Raw genomic sequence first — 18,142 nt, 5'->3', positions numbered from 1 at the left:
TACACGGCATTCACACTCCGCCCTCCCGGGCTCCGTGTTTCATGTCGCGCGCGGGTGACAAATGTCTGCTGATGCATGCGAGCAAGCTCGCGCATCGCAGCCGCTTGTCACCCTGTAAACGCAAAAGTCCCTAGCATGTTATACATACTAGGGACGAATTATATCCGCGTTACCACCCTGATTCCAGACACTCTATGTATCTTGTCCATGTCTGACTCTCATTAGACGTTTGTCGCACGTCACACGCCACACCCTACACAGACCAACATCTGTCATCTGATAAAACAGATATCTTCAATCCTTCAGCCGTGGTGGCTCTGATGTGAAATTAAATACGCACTCTTACCTGACCTGGCTTTCAGCCGCTGACCCGGTCTCTCTGATGGCGACATACGTATCTTTTGCATCGTCACTGCCTGTAGAGATAATATACCTACATGTGGGTGTTAGTCAACATCTTTTTTGTCATACTGTCATGATCAACAACAATTCAATTTTCAGAAATATTATATAACTTGATTGTGAAAATAAACCTTACGAGTACCATACTCCTATTTAATCATCTTCCCGTTTCTTTTTCTTTATTTGTAAAGCAATTGATGCCAAAAGTAATATCCAGCCTATCAATAAGATTATATAAAACATCACCTTACCAAAATCTCCTTTTAAGATAAAATCGCTTTATATCTTTCACTCTTTATTTTCTTTGTATCTGCAAGTCTTCCTTTACTATTATACGTAAGTAAATAAATATCAAATCCATCTTTACTGCTATTTGTTACATATTTAAATCTATATCCCCAGTTTTCAATACCAGGAGACCTAATATCAGTACTTCCATAGTTACTTATTATATCTGAAAGAAGCGTAGACAATGTATACCCTGTTGCTAGACTTGCTGTGACTGCCCCCTTAGTTACCAAAATATCAATTGCCACCCTACCAGAATAGGAGGCTTTTATTTTATAATATGCACTGTAATATCTTACATTTATAGAAATTGTTTTCTTTACCCGCTTACTACTTGTATTTTTATATGAGCCACTATGCGTCTCAATCGCAGTATTCTTTAACTTGAATACACTCTACTTTTATTTCATTTATCTACTTCTACATCAACTTCTTCGTCCATCTTTAAATGTCGATTTTTTCGCATCCGCCTCTTCTCCGCACGCTTTTTCTTCCTCTCAAGTCGTCTCTTCTTACGCCCGGCCTTGTGCGCACGCCTTCTTATTCCCCGGATTCCATTATCCATGAATTTGTTGATCTCCGCGCCTATCAGCATGACGTACATACACATGTAAAGCCACAGCGCAAGCAATATCACACTTGCAAGGCTTCCATACATATATGTGTTGATTCCCACTATATTGATATAGCTCGATACGCCAAATGACAAAAGCATCCAGAGTATGGTCGTAAATGCAGCTCCCGGCACAGCGGTCTTGATCCTCACCCGCTCAACCGGCAATGCCCAGTATGCCACGATCATAACCCCAAACAAAACCGTAGGGGCAAATGCTATCTTGACGATCGACAGGATATTCGCAACGGTATCCACCAGTTGGAATCTCTCCACCGAATCCAGCCGCACCAGCATTTTTGACACAACTACATCGCCGAGGATATATATGACCATAACCGCCACCAGCATCACACAGAATATCAATGTATACAGAGTGTGTATCGCTCTTCTGAGGAAATAATTGACGCTGTCCTCCTTGCCTGCCATGAAAGTGAGTCCGCGGCCTATAGCCATTGTTCCCTTTGACGCCGACCACACTGTGAGCAATATGGTTGCTGTGGTGGCAAGCAGTGAGCTCTTGCTGTTGAAAATCTCTGCAAACATGAATTCAAAATTGGAATTGATCTCCTCCGGGAACAGTTCCTTTATTATCTCCAACACCTGTGTCTCTGTGAATGGCAGATATTTGACAAATGTAAGCAGCGTCATCGCCAGTGGAAACAGTGACAGCAGCAGGAAAAAAGCAGACTGTGCCGCAAATGCCGCCACCTGATCCTTATTCATCTCTGCCATAAACAATCTGACTTTATGGTATATGAGCACTATGCGCTTCTTTAACTTCATAATTAGTGATTCTCTCCGTTACTTTTCAACCGAACTGAGAACTGCTCCGTTGTAATAATGGCTTATTATCTGCGCTGCAGTATATCCCAGCTTTGCCAGTTCATTTGCACCATTCTGACTCATTCCGACTCCATGTCCGTATCCGCCGCCCTTAAGTGTGTAGAGTCCTGTGTCATTATCCTTCTTTACATAGTAGAAATTACTTGGAACGCCTGTCCAGCCCGTGAGCTCTGATCCATCCTGCTCTGTTATAGCCTTGCCATCCGTGGCGAACAGAACTCGAATATTGCTCTGGCCGCTGACTACCACGCTTCCCTTGTCGCCTGTTATCGTAACTTCCTTCACAAGTCCACTGTCATCTCTTCCCGTCACCATTATTGACTTGATCTTGCCAACCGATGTCGCAGACACATCCGAGCATCTTGAAAGGCCGGTCTCAACCGCATTTCTCATCTCATCTTCTGTGTATGTAACCGTCCACCTGTACATAGGAAGATTTCTCTCAACCACATCTGTGTCCGTCTTGCCATCCATGAAATCCCTGAATGCCGCTTCATCGCTGAAATATGGGATGTCCAGCGCCGTATTCTGAATACGTGTACAGGTATATGGCATGCTTCCGCCCCACACCTGGTCACTCGTGGTAGTCGTTCCGCACGATGTTGAGAAATATACAGCATTTATGATCTCTCCGTTATATGTAGGTACAATTCCGGATGTGGACTGGACTGCATCTATGGAATTTCCCGTCTCAGGGAAGTTATTGTAGACCTGGCACGATGTTGTGTCATCAAGGTCTGCATTGTATCCCCTGTAGTTACTTCCAAGCTTTCTATATGTAAATCCTCTGGCGCAGATTGCCATAGCCTTGAGCGCCTCCGGGCTGTAGTTCGATGAAACCTCACTTGACACTACCCCATACAGATACTGTTCTATATCTACCTGATTGATGATCATGTATCCCGACGAATCCTTTGTTATCTCAAGGGCTCCGTGATACCTCGGGGTGCCGCTTGATTTGCTGAGACTCGATACTGTTATCATTCCATCCGAACTCTCAGGCTCAACTATGATGGATGAGGCCTTGTTGTCGCTGCCAAGTGATACAAATTCATCCGCCTTGTAGGTTTTCTTCTTGCCATCGCTCGTCACGTTAAATCCTGTACTGCAGGTAAATTCCACATAGCTCTGATAATAATCTCCGCCATTTGTCAGGATGACTCTGACACTGTTCTCCATACCGGATATAACTACTGACGATCCGCCATAGCCGCTGCCCCCGCTGGTTCTGTCGGTGCCGGACGAGCTGCTGCCTTTATCCTCTTTCTTCTTTGAAGCCACAGTTCCTGCTCCCTGAATTGTGTAGTCATACTCCGCGATCTCTGTACTGTCCGTGTCGGCTTCAACATATTGCTTCAAATCTCCCACCGGATCATCCGGAGCTTCTATAACTATGGTCTCCACTGAATTGCCATCGTTGTTATCATCAGTCTCTTCGCCTACTCTGTTTTTACCTGTTATCATCATATATCCGACAACACATACCAGAATTATAGTTATGAAACTCACTATCTTAAAATTCTTATTGTATTTGATCTTCTGATACCATTTCTTCCTCTGATCTATTCGCATTCCCCTGTCTCCATTTCTCCGCAAATATATCCACATACAGAGAAAAAGCAGCATATACATGCTGCTTCTTCATCTTGTGTAATAAACTGAAATGCGCCCTTGCTTTTGAGTCCTAGCAGCGCTAGGTGGGCAACCGCAATTGTATATCTGCCTTCCACTAGAACTTATATAACGAGGCTTGACTTCAATAACAATGATATAGGAATCCCGTTTATTCAAATGTAGGTTCAAAATCACAAGAGACTTAATACATCTCAGCTATGAGCACATTATACCTTACCTTTACATCTCTTGCAAGAATTTTTCACGTGAACTTTAACCACTATAATTGACATTATATGCCTTCTTGAAATACCAATCTTACCTGTGTTAGAATGTAGATACTTATGGGAATTTATAATTATTTCCAAACATGAAAGGCAGGTGTTCACCAAATGGATAAAACCAGCTTACAAATGTTATTCGGCGTATTGCTCGGAGTATTTCTGCTTGCACTCATAGTCATGACTGTGGTGTATGTCAGAAGAAAGCTTGCCGATAAGCGCGAGGAGGCACTGAGAGATCTCGATCTCATGCAGGAAGAGGCTATCAGGGAGGAACAGAGCCAGAGCAAGGGGTACTGGATAAACCGTGATGACATCGAGGACGAGAATCAGGCTCATCTGCTCCGTTACTACCACTATTTCGATAATATCGATGAATGTATCCACGATCTCATAGTTGAGATGTATGACTGTGGATTTGTCAGGACAGAAGAGATATTTGTCGCAGCATACGGTGAGGAAGCACTCACACCTGATTCATTCATTTACATGACAGATGCTGACTGCGATCTGGAAAAGGCAAAGGCTGCACTTCCGCCTGTCAGTGAGAAGAACCAGAAGATCATCTATGACCTCTGGTGCTCATATGTCGAAAAGCTTCTGGACACTGTTGAGATACACACAACCGATGCCAACAAAGATATAATCAAGGACGCACTTATGGTTTATGGCCGCAAAAAGATAACCATACTCCTGCGCAGTCCAGAATAAAATAAAACCTTTCAAAGGAGATTTACAAAATGAAAGATAACTGTATAGTAGCTCAGTCAGGAGGTCCTACCGTAGCGATAAATGCTTCGCTGGCAGGTGTCATAGACGGAGTTAAGAAAAGCAACAAATTCACCAGAGTTTACGGTGCAATTCACGGGATCCAGGGAGTGCTGGACAATAATTTCATAGATCTGTCCCTCATGGCCCTCTCAAAATTTCCTCTGGTAAATACTCTGGAGCTCTCCCCTGCAATGTACCTTGGCTCATGCAGATACAAGCTTCCTGATTTTGAGGTTGACTCAAAACCTTATGAGATAATATTTGACAGATTTGAGGAATATCAGGTTGCCGCATTCTTCTATATCGGCGGAAACGACTCTATGGATACAGTGGATAAACTCAGCAAATATGCAAAGAAGATCGGATCGGATGTGAAGATCGTCGGCATCCCTAAGACCATTGACAATGACCTGTGCCATACCGACCACACTCCGGGATTTGGCTCTGCAGCCAAGTATGTTGCATCCACCATGCTGGAGATTGCCCACGACACTTACATCTACCAGATACCAAGTGTTGTCATCGTGGAGATCATGGGCCGTGATGCAGGCTGGCTCACCGCTGCATCCTGTCTGGCAAGAAATGACTACAGTCCTGCTCCTCATCTCATATATCTTCCTGAGGTAGACTTCGATGAGGATCAGTTTATAGAGGACATCAAAAATGTATTAAAGACTTCAAGATGTGTCATCGTGGCCGTATCTGAGGGTATACATGATAAGGATGGCAACTACATCAGCGCAACTTCTGCTGTGGCAGACAAGTTCGGACATGCCCAGCTCAGCGGAACCGGCAAGGCTCTCGAGAGTCTTGTTAAGGACAGAATGGATATAAAGGTTCGTTCCATCGAGCTCAATGTTCTCCAGAGATGTGCAGCGCATATTTCCTCAAGGACAGATATCAACGAGTCATTTGCACTTGGCCAGGCTGCTGTAAAATACGCCGCCGAGGGAATGACTGCTGTTATGTCCACGATCAAGCGAGTTTCTAACGATCCATACCAGTGGATCATTGAACCTGAGAATGTATCTCTCATCGCCAACCAGGCTAAGACAATTCCGCTTGAGTGGATCACACCTGAGAAGAATGACGTCACACCTGAGATGGAAGCATATCTCAGACCTCTTATAATCGGCGAGGTTTCCCTTCAGTACAAGGATGGACTTCCTATGTACCTGCCGGTAAACCACCTGCTTTAAAGAATAAAATATCCCTAACACCTCAATATCTGTGGTGTTAGGGATATTTTTTTTATTTTGTATATCCTACTGCAAATTAGTGTATCCGAGCAGCAGCTCTTCTACTGCCATGGCGGCCTCGCGGCCTTCGCGTATGGCCCATACGACCAGTGACTGGCCTCTGTGCATATCTCCGGCTACGAATACCTTTGGAACATTTGTTGTATATGAGTTTGGACATGGAGTCTTGACATTTGTTCTCTCGTTGAGTTCCACGCCAAAGCTCTCTGCCACATATGTCTGACATCCGAGGAATCCGGCTGCGATGAGTACCACATCACAGTCAACGATATACTCGCTTCCCTCTATCTCTGTCATAGTCATTCTTCCTGTCTCAGAATTCTTCTTCCAATCGAGCTTCACACACTTGGCTGCCTTGACATTTCCGTCCTTGTCCTTAACGAATTCCTTGACTGTAGTCTCATATATTCTAGGATCATGTCCGTATACTGCTATTGCCTCCTGCTGACCGTAGTCTGTCTTGCAGATCTTCGGCCATTCTGGCCATGGATTGTCTGGTGTTCTTGTATCAGGTGCCTTTGGCATCATCTCAAGCTGTGTAACGCTGACAGCGCCCTCACGGACTGCTGTTCCCACACAGTCATTTCCTGTATCACCACCACCGATGACGAGAACATTCTTGCCTTTACAGTTCACGAACTGCTTGTCAGCAAAGCCCGAATTTACAAGGCTCATTGTCGTAGTCTTGAGGAAATCAACAGCGAAGTAGATTCCCTTTGCATCCCTTCCAGGTGCTTTTATATCTCTTGGATTGGCTGCACCACAGGCAAGCACAACTGCGTCGTATTCCTTGAGCAAATCCCCAGCCTTCACATACTTGAGGTTCTTGTTCTTAAGATAACCTGTCATCTGATCATCCTTCGGACACACAGCCTTCGCAGATGCCTTTCCGGTTGCAACCTCTGTGTTCAGTACGAACTTTATTCCTCTCTTCTTCATGACATCTATTCTTCTGTCTATGATCTGCTTCTCAAGCTTCATGTTTGGGATACCATACATGAGAAGTCCGCCCGGTCTGTCACTTCTCTCATACACAGTCACGTCGTGGCCTCTGCCGATCAGCTGGTCTGCCACGGCCAGTCCCGAAGGACCTGAACCTATGACTGCCACCTTCTTGCCTGAGTGAACCTTTGGCTGTTTATCATTTACAAGGTCATTTGCAAATGCATACTCTATGATGGCTCTCTCGTTCTCGCGGACCGACACTGGATCACCGTTTAAGTTACAGGTACATGCCTTCTCACAGAGAGCCGGGCACACACGGCTTGTAAACTCAGGGAAACAGTTGGTCTTGCTGAGTCTTGCAAATGCCTGCTCAAGATTGTCGTTATAGAGCATATCATTCCACTCTGGGATCAGGTTGTTCAGCGGACAGCCCGATGTCATTCCGCATATGTTCATACCTGCCTGGCAGAATGGAACGCCACAGTCCATACATCTTGCAGCCTGCTTTCTCTGCTCATCACGGCTAAGCGGAGTGTGGAATTCATTGAAATTCTTGATTCTGTCCTTAGGAGCAAGCTCTGCGCTTGTCTTTCTCTCATATTCTAAAAATCCAGTTGGTTTTCCCATTCCTACTTACCTCCGTTCTTAACCTTGTAGAATGCTTCGATAGCTGCCTTCTCGCGGCTCAGGCCCTTCTCCTCAAATGCAACTATCATATTCATCATCTTCTTGTAATCCTTTGGTATGATCTTCTTGAACTTTGGAAGATATCCCTCAAAGTTCTCAAGAATCCTCTTGCCTATCTCTGAATTTGTATAATTTACATGATCCATGATGAGATGCTTCAGCTCGCTCACCTCGTACTTGTCTGTCACAGCCTCTATGGATATCATCTCTTTGTTAAGTCTCTTGTACAGATCGTTGCCCATATCAAGTACATATGCAATACCACCGCTCATTCCGGCTGCAAAGTTCTTGCCTGTTGTTCCAAGAACTACTACTTTACCACCTGTCATGTACTCACATCCGTGATCGCCAACACCCTCAACGACCGCCGTGGCACCAGAGTTACGAACTGCAAATCTCTCGCCGGCAACACCGTTGATGAATGCCTTACCACTTGTGGCACCGTACAGTGCAACGTTTCCTATGATGATGTTATCCTCATGCTTGTACTTAACTGAACGAGGCGGATAAACTATCAGCTTACCACCTGACAGACCCTTGCCGAAGTAATCGTTGCTGTCGCCCACCAGCTCAAGTGTAAGTCCCTTTGGAATAAATGCTCCAAAGCTCTGTCCGCCGGCGCCGTTGCATTTGACGATGTATGTGTCCTCATCAAGTGACTCGCCGTACTTCTTTGTGATCTCTGAACCGAATATCGTTCCAACAGATCTGTCTGTGTTGACCACATCAAGCTCAACGCTCTTCTTCTGTCCCTTCTCAAGTGCAGGTCCAAGCTTCTTCATGAGAATTCTCATATCTACTGTCTTCTCAAGCTGGAAGTCATAGACATTCTTCTCGTGATACTTTACCTTGTTCTGTGGCATATCTATATAAGGATTGTTAATTATCTTATCAAGGATGACATTTCTCTCATCTGCTCTGTCGCTGCTCATGAGGAGATCTGAACGTCCAACCAGCTCATCGACTGTTCTGACGCCGAGCTTGCTCATGTACTCTCGAAGCTCCTCTGCTATGAACAGCATGAAGTTCTTCACGTACTCAGGCTTACCTCTGAATCTCTTTCTGAGTTCTGGGTTCTGAGTTGCTATTCCGACAGGACATGTGTCAAGGTTACATACCCTCATCATGACACAACCCATTGTTACAAGCGGTGCTGTTGCAAATCCAAATTCCTCAGCTCCGAGCATTGCAGCTATCGCAACGTCACGGCCTGTCATCAGCTTACCGTCTGCCTCAAGGATGACCTTATTTCTGAGATCATTCATGATAAGTGTCTGATGTGTCTCTGCAAGTCCAAGCTCCCAAGGGAGTCCTGCGTAATGGATGGAGTTGTTAGGTGCTGCTCCTGTTCCTCCGTCATAACCTGAGATCAGGATGACCTGTGCTCCGGCCTTTGCAACACCGGCCGCTACTGTACCTACACCAGCCTCAGACACAAGCTTTACTGATATTCTCGCATCACGGTTTGCATTCTTGCAGTCGTAGATGAGCTGTGCAAGATCCTCTATCGAATATATATCGTGATGTGGTGGTGGAGAGATAAGGCTTACTCCCGGTGTCGAAAGTCTTGTCTTTGCGATCCATGGATATACCTTTCCGCCAGGGAGATGTCCGCCCTCTCCAGGCTTTGCTCCCTGTGCCATCTTGATCTGTATCTCCTTGGCACTCACAAGGTATCTCGATGTAACGCCAAATCTTCCTGATGCTACCTGCTTGATGGCTGAGCATCTATTCTTGCCATCCTTGCCGATCGTAAGTCTCTCTATCGACTCACCGCCCTCTCCTGAATTGGACTTACCGCCCAGCTCGTTCATGGCGATGGCCATACACTCATGTGCCTCCTGTGATATACTTCCGTAACTCATGGCACCAGTCTTGAATCTCTTCACAATCTCGCTTGCAGGCTCGACCTCATCGAGTGGAACCGGCTTGTCAGCGAACTTGAAGTCCATGAGACCTCTCAGGTGGAATGGCTTCTGCTCATCGTGGAGCGCTGCTGTGTACTGCTTGAACAGCTTGTAATCGCCGCGCCTTGTAGACTCCTGAAGAAGATGTATAGTAACAGGATTGTACAGGTGCTCCTCCTTGCCGCTTCTGAACTTGTGTGCACCGATGCTTGTAAGGGCAAGGTTTGTGTTAAGTCCAAGCGGATCAAATGCTGATGAGTGAAGATCATCAACTGTCTTCTCAAGCTCCTTTATACCAGAACCGCCAACACGGCTTACTGTATTTGTAAAGTATCTGTCCACAACGTCCTTTGAAAGACCGATACACTCAAATATCTGTGATCCCATGTATGACTGGATCGTTGATACACCCATCTTGGATGCGATCTTTACTATTCCGTGGCATATTGCACTGTTGTAATCATCGACAGCCGCATTGAAATCCTTGTTCAGCAGATGCGAATCTACCATCTGCTTGATCGTCTCTATTGCCAGATATGGATTGACTGCACATGCACCATATCCGAGAAGTGTTGCAAAGTGGTGTACATTTCTTGGATCAGCACTCTCAAGGATGATCGCAACCGCTGTTCTCTTCTTGGTTCTTACCAGGTGCTTCTGCATAGCTGATACTGCAAGGAGTGATGGTATTGCAACATGGTTCTCATCCACACCTCTGTCTGAGAGGATGAGGATATTTACACCGTCCCTGTAGAGCTTGTCGGCCTCGATAAACAGTCTGTCGAGAGCCTTCTCCATGGATGTGTTCTTATAATAAAGAATCGGAAGTGTCGCAACCTTAAGTCCCGGTACATTCATATTCTTGATCTTCAAAAGATCCGTATTTGTCAGTATTGGATGGTTGATCTTCAGCACATGACAGTTCTCCGGCTTCTCCTCGAGGATGTTTCCGTCCTTTCCGAGATATACCGATGTGGATGTAACAACTTCCTCTCTGATCGCATCGATAGGTGGGTTTGTAACCTGTGCAAATAACTGCTTGAAGAAGTTGAACAGTGGCTTGTGGCTGTTCGAGAGAACTGCAAGTGGTGTATCAGTCCCCATGGCACTGATTGCCTCTGCACCTTTCTCTGCCATAGGATATATGGTATTCTTGAAATCCTCGTAGGTATATCCAAATGCCTTCTGAAGTCTTGCTCTCTCCTCGTCTGTATACTCCTGAACTCTGATATTTGGAATCTTCAGATCAGCGAGATGTACAAGATTGCTGTCTACCCACTCTCCGTAAGGCTTTGCCAGCGCGTATTTCTCCTTGATCTCCTCATCAGATATAAGACGTCCATTCACTGTGTCGACAAGAAGCATCTTGCCAGGTCTGAGTCGGTCTTTCTTTACGATCTTGGATGGATCTACGTCCAGAACTCCGACCTCTGATGAAAGTACAAGGTAATCATCATCTGTGATATAGTATCTCGATGGTCTCAGTCCGTTTCTATCAAGAACTGCTCCCATGAGCTCACCGTCTGTGAATAATATAGAAGCAGGACCATCCCAAGGCTCCATCATGGTTGCATAATACTGGTAGAAATCCTTCTTCTCCTGACTCATGGCTCTATCGTTCTCCCATGGCTCAGGGATCGTGATCATGACTGCCATAGGAAGTGGTATTCCATTCAGTACAAGGAACTCAAGACAGTTGTCAAGTCTTGCTGAATCCGATCCATCCGGATCAAGAACAGGCATAACCTTGTACATCTCATCCTGCATGATGGTGGACTCCATGGTCTCCTCACGGGCGATCATCTTGTCCTCATTTCCTCTTATTGTATTGATCTCGCCGTTGTGGCACAGGTATCTGTACGGATGAGCTCTGAGCCATGATGGCGTTGTATTCGTTGAGAATCTTGAATGAACAAGTCCTATGGCTGACTCATAGTCAGGATCCTGAAGGTCGTTGTAGAACATTCTGAGCTCACCGACGAGGAACATTCCTTTATATACTATAGTCTTGCTGGAAAGTGATGGAACATACGTGTCATCATTGCTCTCCTCAAATATTCGTCTGACGAAGTAGAGCTTTCTGTCGAAGTCCATACCGGCCTTCACTGTCTCAGGTCTTCTGATGAATGCCTGCATGATGCATGGCATGACATCTATTGCCTTCTTGCCAAGGATTCCAGGTGTTGTAGGAACCTCTCTCCAGCAAATGAACTCCAGTCCTTCCTTCTCCACTATGACCTCAAACATTTTCATAGCCTGCTTGCGCGCCAGCTCCTTCTGTGGAAAGAAGAACATTCCTATTCCATAATCGCCTTCCTTTCCAAGGTCATATCCAAGCTCTGCTAAAGCCTTGGTGAAGAACTTATGTGATATCTGAAGGAGTATACCTACACCGTCTCCGGTCTTGCCCTCTGCGTCCTTTCCTGCTCTGTGCTCAAGATTCTCAACAATCTTGAGTGCATTGTTCACTGTGTCATGTGTCTTTATACCCTTGATATTGACAACGGCACCGATACCACAGTTATCGTGCTCAAAGCTTGGGTCGTATAATCCGGTATTCTCCGCTCTCTTATTCTCAATCATGTCCTGTTCCGTCCTTTCCATGTTTTTGTCATTCACAATGATATTTTGATTTTAACTTTTGTTTCTCAAGTAAATATTGTTATTTTTGTATTTTTCTCAAGTCATTTATCGTTTTTGATATATTACTACCATTTACACTGTTTGTAAACAACTTTTTTCAATAAATTATCTGACAGTTTTCGATTAAAAAACAATGCTCTGTAATGTATATACAATTCTTTATATTGTAGCCTTTCTTTAAGCATTGGATGTCTCATATCTCAATGTCTCCGATGCATAAAAAAAGGAAGCCCCATATCTGAAGCTTCCTTGCTTAATTATTATGTTTAGTTTTTTATTCCTCGACGATCATTCCCTTTGGAGGAGTTGTTATCGTCCTAAGATCTCCATCCTCGTCGCTTCCATCTGATATTCCATCACCCGGAGCCTCCGTCGTCACCTTGACCTTCTGTGACTTAACACCTGATATGCTCTCTATATTGCTGCTTATCTGCTTTACTGTGCCTGATATGACGTATTTGTCAGCACCATACAGATATTCATGTAATGCCTCCACATTGGATGCCATATCAGCAGCCACAAGGCAGTTACCCTTGTCCGAGAGTTCCTTTGCCTCATATGCAAATGGGAATCCTGCGGTATCTACAACCTTATATCCAGCCACATTCTTGACAAGAGCATGTATATCGTCCTTGTTAAGACTTGTTGATATACATTTAAATGAAACATCAACAAATGAATCAAGTGAACCTGTGTCTGCGCTGAGCAGCTTGTCTATAACCTTCATGAGAACTATTCTCTGTCTCTCGGTTCTTGTTATATCTCCCTGGCCAGTGGATCGTATTCTTGAATATGCAACTGCCTGCTGTCCATCAAGAGTATACTCTCCTGCCTCAGTTATTCCTGATGAATATTTGCCTGACAGGCTTATCTGCTCTGCAAGGTTCTTATTGAAGTTGTTCACCTCTTCATCAATGACCTTGACATCAACGCCTCCAACAGCATCGATTATACTTGCCATTGCACTGAAATCAACTGCCACATAATCTGTGATATTCAGGTCGAGATTGGTATTCAGTGTGTTGATGGCTGTAACCGCACCGCCGAGCTGGTATGCGTAATTCACCTTCTGTGTGGTATCCATAGAACCGCTTGCTATCTCCATCAGAGTATCTCTGTATACAGATACAAGCTTGATCTCCTTGGTGCTCTCATTGATGCTCACTATCATTATACTGTCACTGTTAGTTCCTGAATTCATATTCGAATCTCTGGAATCCACTCCGTAGAGTGCAATGGCACGATATCCCTTGGTCGCATCCTTGACACCGTCATTGACAAGTATCTGATCTGCACTTATCTCATTGATATCCATCTCATTGTACTTCATTCTGGCATAATTCTTGACATATATTATACATATGAGTATAAACAGTGCAAGCAGGACAAAGAACGCTATCGCCCACACTCTTGTACTGATGTTAAGCTTCTTTCTCTCCGGATTGACAACCTTTGGATCAGCCTCATCGAGAAGGTTCTCCCTGAAGAACTTTTCGCTGTCTGACTCCTCGTCCTCCTCAGGCTCTTCCTCATCATCCTCAAGCTCCACTTCATCGAAGCCCAATGCTTTGCCTATGTCTCCAAGTCCCAGATCAGCCGTATCTGATTCCGAATAACTGAGCTTATCCTCATCAATATCCTTCTCCATACGCTCAAGCTCATCCATGTCCAGCATGTCATCTGTTCTTCGGGATGATACTGTCGAAGCCTCTTCCACAGGCTCTGCCTCTGCAGCTTCCTCGACCTCATCGTCAAGGACAGACTCCGTATTCTTCTCCAGAATATCTGCCGGCTCAGTCTTCTGTTCATGCTCTTCTACTGGCTGTGTGGCAGTTTCTACAACTTCCGCATCACTCTCCTGCGGCTCAGTGATCTTGTTATCTTCCTCAACAGGCTCTTCCTTTTTCTCAGCTTCTTTCATCTGCTGGCGGCGCTCAAGCTCCTGCTGAACCTTAAGCTTTCTTGCCTCTTCGCGGGCATTCTGCTCTCTCTCGAGCTCCAGCCTCTCAACCTCAGCCTTTGCCTTTGCAACATTTCTCTGGGTGCGTTCCCACGCCTCACGTCTAAGCTCCTCATGTCTTGTCTGCACATCTGTCTCAATATTGTCAACTTCTCTGAGCAGATTGTCCACAGATGAGCTTCCTGTGCTCTGTATACTCCTGCGTGGTCTCTGGGCAGCTTTTGAAGGTCTCTGCACGGTACTCTGATTGCTCTGTGTCCTCGGTACAGTGCCCTGTGTCCTCTTCACCGGACCTCTGTCCACAGCTCTGTCTGCTACAGGCTGTCCGGTCTGTCTCTGCTTTGCCCGGGCCTCACTCTTCACTCTTCTTGCCCTGCTGTCCTCGTGATAATACTCGTCATAATTCTCTTCCGGCTTCACAGGTCTGGAAATATTCTTCTGAGTCTTCTTCTCCGGCTTCTTTTCCGGTCTCTTATCAGCCTTTCTCTCCGGCTCAGGATCACGCCTTTTTTCTTTCTTCTTTTTATCCCCGAACAACAATGATCCTATCAACCCACCATCATCAAGATAATCATCATCGTCATCCAGCCAATCCATGTCCTCATCGTACCTGGATCTCATTCCATTTTTCTTCTTATTATCCATTGGAACTCCTTTTTCAAATATCTAAAAATGTCGTTACCTCGATTTATAATACATTATATTTTTTCCTTTTACAACATGTATTATATCTTAATTAGTATAAACACCTTCATATTAACACTATTTTATTTGACACATGATGTATAAAAAAGTATACTCATATTAATAATGTCTAAATATCAATGCTTATTTTTTAAGGAGCAGGAAATGGATACTAACAATATTACTTTGTCGGTGGTTATGCCCGCCTACAATGAAGAACAGCACATCAAAGATAATCTTCTTGAGACTAGCCGAATACTCAGCCGTTTTCTTCATCATTATGAGATAATCGCTGTGAATGATGGTAGCAAGGACTCCACAGGCAAACTTATTGCCGAGGCAGCCGAAATGGATTCTCATATTGTAGATACAGGATATGATGTCAATCAGGGAAAGGGACATGCTATCACAACCGGAATTGCCAAAGCTTCCGGCAAATATATAGCATTCCTTGATTCAGACCTTGAACTGAGTCCATCTCTTCTCAAGCCATTTATGAAGCAGATGAGGGACACCGGTTCTGACATAGTCATAGGATCAAAGCTTCACCCTGAATCCAAGCTTGATTATCCTCCTATTAGAAGAGTCATGAGCTACAGCTATTATATTATGCTCAAAATGCTGTTTCATCTTGGTATCCATGACACCCAGACCGGTATAAAGCTTTTTAAAGCAGAAGTCATAAAGCCGATTGCCGAGAACCTTTCCATATCGGGCTATGCTTTTGATATTGAAATCCTTGTGGCTGCACACAGACAGGGATATTCGATATCCGAAGCTCCTATCGTCCTGAATTACAGCAGGGACGATGCAGCAGATGGAAGAAGGATCAAGATCAAGGACATTTGGAAGGTATTCACAGACACTATTGAGATCAAGAAGAAATATCATTAATTTAGGGATTATACACGGATAGAGAAAATAAATACAAACTACACATTTATTAAGGAGATTTTTATGAATTACGAAAACGCTTACAAGCTTCTCGAAGAAAAAGGACAGCTACACTTATTAAAGTATTATGATACTCTCAGCGAGGCTGAACAGGCAGCACTCCTGAACCAGATCAGTGAAATTGATTTCTCACTTATCGATATGATCGGACACAATTCATCAGGAAGTGATTCTGATATCGCTCCCGTTGCAGCTCTCCAGATGGACAGCATTGCAGAAAAATATGATATATACAAGAACGCAGGCCTTGAAGCCATCAAAGCTGGCGATCTGGCACTGGTCCTCCTGGCAGGTGGTCAGGGCACCCGTCTTGGATTCTCCGGTCCTAAGGGAACCTTCAACGTCGGTGTCACCAAGGATATGTTTATATTCCAGCTTCTCATCGAGCACACCCTCGATATTGTGAAGATGGCAGATACCTGGATCCATTTCTTCATCATGACCAATGAGAAGAACCACGATGACACAACATCATTCTTCAAAGAGCATGACTACTTCGGTTACAATCCTGAATATGTTCATTTCTTTAAACAGGAAATGGTTCCTTCAGTGGACTTCAACGGCAAGATATATCTCGAGGAGAAGGGAAAGGTTGCCATGTCTCCTAACGGCAACGGTGGATGGTTCTCATCCCTCTGCAAGGCCGGCCACCTCGACAAGCTCACAAAATACGGAATCAAGTATATAAATGTATTCTCAGTTGACAATGTACTTCAGAGAATTGCAGACCCAGTATTCCTCGGAGCAGTTCTCACAGAGGGCTTCCTCTCCGGCGGAAAGGTTGTCAAAAAAGCATACCCTGACGAGAAGGTTGGCGTCCTGTGTACTAACCACGGAAAGCCATATATCGTCGAGTATTATGAACTCACAGATGCCATGCGTGATGAGCGCGATGCCAACGGCGATTACGCTTACAACTATGGAGTTACATTAAACTATATCTTCCCGGTTGACAGACTGATGAAGATCATGAATGAAAGTATGCCTCTCCACATCGTCAAGAAGGCTATCCCTTATGTCGGTGAGGATGGAGAGATCGTCAAGCCATCAGAGCCAAACGGCTACAAATTTGAGACACTGGCTCTCGATATGATCGCTTATATGGGAACATGTCTTCCATTTGAGGTCGACAGAGAGAAGGAATTTGCTCCTATAAAGAATGCTACAGGAAATGATTCTATAGACTCAGCCAGAGAGCTCCTCAAAAAGAACGGCTACACACTTTAATCCATGAATATATAACAAAATAACAGGTCGATGGTATATGCCATCGACCTGTTATTTTTATTCTGCCTCATTCTTCTGCTGTTTTTCTTTTTCTCTTCGGAATATCTCATCTATCGCTTCCCTGACAAGCTCTGACATAGATACCTGTCGCACCGCCGCACATTCACTGAGCTTCCGATGAGTATCTGTATCTATCCTAAGTCTCAGGATCGTATCTTTTCTCTTTTCCGTCGGCCTTCCCGGGCCTCTCTTCTTATTGTCATCCGTCATTTCTTTTCTCCGCCATATAATTTATTCCTATCAGAACAGATATTTTACAACACCATTTACCGCATAACACATGAAGTAAAAGCAGCTTCTTATAACTCCATATCCAACTTTTCTGTATACGGCAAATGTCTTTTTTGCAGACGACAGTTTTGAACCAGACTTACTGTTTCTCATCTGCCTGTATAATAGCAACGGCTCATTTATCGCAACCGAGCTTCCGTATTCCTTCAGTATCTGCAACCAGCAAATATAATCCTCATGGATATCGTCGTTGCCCATCGGATATCTGAGTGCAACCTGTCTGTCCATCACAACCGATGAACAATTGATCACATTTCCTCTGAGTAGCATCTTATAGGTTACCTTTTCAGGAACTCCGATCACTTTTCCCGTTCTGGATCCGTCTTCGTTCACAAGCTCCCTGGCCGTAGAACACAGAACCGCACCTGTCTGCTCCATAAGCTTCAACTGTTTAGCCAGTTTATCAGGCTGCCACTGATCATCCGAATCTATAAATGCAACGTATCTGCAAGTTGCAGCCGCAACCCCGCGGTTACGCGAAGCTGCAACTCCCATATTTTTTTCATTTCTGATGATATTCACACGGTCATCTTCCGCGTATCCATCAAGTGCTCCTGTCAGATCATCCGTCGAACAGTCATCAACTATTATGACCTCCACAGGAATCCCCTGCTTCATAACTGAATCCACCGCAGAATAAATGGTTCTGCTGCTGTTATACGCCGGAATTATCACCGATACTTTTTCTCCAGTCATCATACACACCTACA

General features: G+C 44.7%; 12 protein-coding genes. 4 read left to right on the top strand and 8 right to left on the bottom strand.

Going from position 1 to position 18,142, the window contains the following annotated elements; all coding sequences use genetic code 11:
- Positions 1 to 665: 665 nt before the first annotated feature.
- From GT575_RS04630 to GT575_RS04620, 3 genes are all read right to left on the bottom strand, one after another.
- On the bottom strand, positions 666 to 923 hold the full coding sequence (locus GT575_RS04630; protein WP_161171574.1) for a hypothetical protein: 258 nt from the start codon (positions 921 to 923) through the stop codon (positions 666 to 668).
- A gap of 173 nt (positions 924 to 1,096) precedes the next feature.
- Entirely contained in the window at positions 1,097 to 2,089 is a 993-nt protein-coding gene (locus GT575_RS04625; RefSeq protein ID WP_120122858.1) for a YihY/virulence factor BrkB family protein, read from the bottom strand.
- A gap of 18 nt (positions 2,090 to 2,107) precedes the next feature.
- Positions 2,108 to 3,721, bottom strand: coding sequence for a SpoIID/LytB domain-containing protein (locus GT575_RS04620; protein WP_243147838.1), 1,614 nt, complete (start codon positions 3,719 to 3,721; stop codon positions 2,108 to 2,110).
- A 434-nt stretch (positions 3,722 to 4,155) separates the two neighbouring features.
- Here GT575_RS04620 and GT575_RS04615 point away from each other — a divergent pair, with 434 nt between their 5' ends.
- Complete coding sequence (locus tag GT575_RS04615) at positions 4,156 to 4,755, top strand: hypothetical protein (RefSeq protein WP_133300860.1); 600 nt, start codon at positions 4,156 to 4,158, stop codon at positions 4,753 to 4,755.
- A gap of 29 nt (positions 4,756 to 4,784) precedes the next feature.
- Complete coding sequence (locus tag GT575_RS04610) at positions 4,785 to 6,014, top strand: 6-phosphofructokinase (protein WP_055223744.1); 1,230 nt, start codon at positions 4,785 to 4,787, stop codon at positions 6,012 to 6,014.
- A 66-nt stretch (positions 6,015 to 6,080) separates the two neighbouring features.
- On the opposite strand, the gene GT575_RS04605 is transcribed toward GT575_RS04610, so the two are convergent.
- The 3 genes from GT575_RS04605 to GT575_RS04595 form a co-directional block, all read right to left on the bottom strand.
- Complete coding sequence (locus GT575_RS04605) at positions 6,081 to 7,646, bottom strand: glutamate synthase subunit beta (RefSeq protein ID WP_161171572.1); 1,566 nt, start codon at positions 7,644 to 7,646, stop codon at positions 6,081 to 6,083.
- 2 nt (positions 7,647 to 7,648) lie between these two features.
- Positions 7,649 to 12,196 carry a glutamate synthase large subunit gene (gltB, locus tag GT575_RS04600; RefSeq protein ID WP_161171571.1) on the bottom strand — a complete coding sequence of 1,516 codons (4,548 nt, stop codon included), beginning with the start codon at positions 12,194 to 12,196 and terminating at the stop codon, positions 7,649 to 7,651.
- Between the two features lie 334 nt (positions 12,197 to 12,530).
- Positions 12,531 to 14,861, bottom strand: a complete 2,331-nt coding sequence (locus GT575_RS04595; protein WP_161171570.1) for an LCP family protein — start codon at positions 14,859 to 14,861, stop codon at positions 12,531 to 12,533.
- 204 nt (positions 14,862 to 15,065) lie between these two features.
- Here GT575_RS04595 and GT575_RS04590 point away from each other — a divergent pair, with 204 nt between their 5' ends.
- Together GT575_RS04590 and GT575_RS04585 are read left to right on the top strand one after the other, a co-directional pair.
- Positions 15,066 to 15,794 carry a glycosyltransferase gene (locus GT575_RS04590; protein WP_022217153.1) on the top strand — a complete coding sequence of 243 codons (729 nt, stop codon included), beginning with the start codon at positions 15,066 to 15,068 and terminating at the stop codon, positions 15,792 to 15,794.
- Between the two features lie 63 nt (positions 15,795 to 15,857).
- Positions 15,858 to 17,081, top strand: a complete 1,224-nt coding sequence (locus GT575_RS04585) for a UDPGP type 1 family protein (protein WP_015533225.1) — start codon at positions 15,858 to 15,860, stop codon at positions 17,079 to 17,081.
- A 57-nt stretch (positions 17,082 to 17,138) separates the two neighbouring features.
- Here GT575_RS04585 and GT575_RS04580 read toward each other — a convergent pair whose 3' ends face one another.
- Both GT575_RS04580 and GT575_RS04575 read right to left on the bottom strand, forming a co-directional pair.
- Positions 17,139 to 17,351, bottom strand: coding sequence for a toxin-antitoxin system HicB family antitoxin (locus tag GT575_RS04580; RefSeq protein ID WP_055273599.1), 213 nt, complete (start codon positions 17,349 to 17,351; stop codon positions 17,139 to 17,141).
- 30 nt (positions 17,352 to 17,381) lie between these two features.
- Positions 17,382 to 18,128 carry a glycosyltransferase family 2 protein gene (locus GT575_RS04575; RefSeq protein ID WP_022217156.1) on the bottom strand — a complete coding sequence of 249 codons (747 nt, stop codon included), beginning with the start codon at positions 18,126 to 18,128 and terminating at the stop codon, positions 17,382 to 17,384.
- Between the last annotated feature and the right edge of the window lie 14 nt (positions 18,129 to 18,142).

Source organism: Coprococcus sp. BIOML-A2, from assembly GCF_009875795.1.
GTDB classification, from domain to species: domain Bacteria; phylum Bacillota; class Clostridia; order Lachnospirales; family Lachnospiraceae; genus Coprococcus; species Coprococcus aceti.
Note: the sequence above shows the minus strand (reverse complement) of the source record. Positions and strands in the feature narration are given on the sequence as shown.